The organism is Campylobacter sp. RM9331 (assembly GCF_020137685.1).
In the GTDB taxonomy this organism is placed as follows: Bacteria; Campylobacterota; Campylobacteria; order Campylobacterales; family Campylobacteraceae; genus Campylobacter_E.
The window spans coordinates 1-368 of sequence record NZ_JACGBA010000071.1 but is presented as its reverse complement, the minus strand read 5'-3'; the positions used below and the strand labels follow the sequence as shown (position 1 = coordinate 368).

The 368-nt window shown below is 30.2% G+C and carries 1 protein-coding gene; it reads left to right on the top strand.

Features of this window, described 5'->3' with window-relative positions:
- Positions 1-368, top strand: a 368-nt coding sequence (locus tag AVBRAN9331_RS09810) for a hypothetical protein (protein ID WP_336612937.1), incomplete at both ends; no start/stop codon positions are given.

Here is a 368-nt window from a genome sequence, read left to right as displayed (position 1 = left end):
CTTTAGAATTTAAAGTATTCCAAGGCGATGAAGATGGATATTTCAACAACTTAACTGAAATTCCAAATGGTGGTAGAACATTTGATACTACTCCAACATTTATAGGTAAATCAGTTGCTAATGATACTTTAGTATTATTATTTGTAAAACCAAATAATGCTACAGGTAAAGATGAAGCAATTATGAAAGAATTCCAAGCTGCACCAGATGGAACATTTACATATACTCCTGATTTAACAAACAGAGTAGATGGTAGTGGTTGGGAAGTTGGAACATATAAAGTATATTTATCAAGCTTAAAAACAGGAGAAATGAAAGAATACTCATTTAGTTTAGATTTAAATACAGCTAAAGATGAAGTGGTTAAT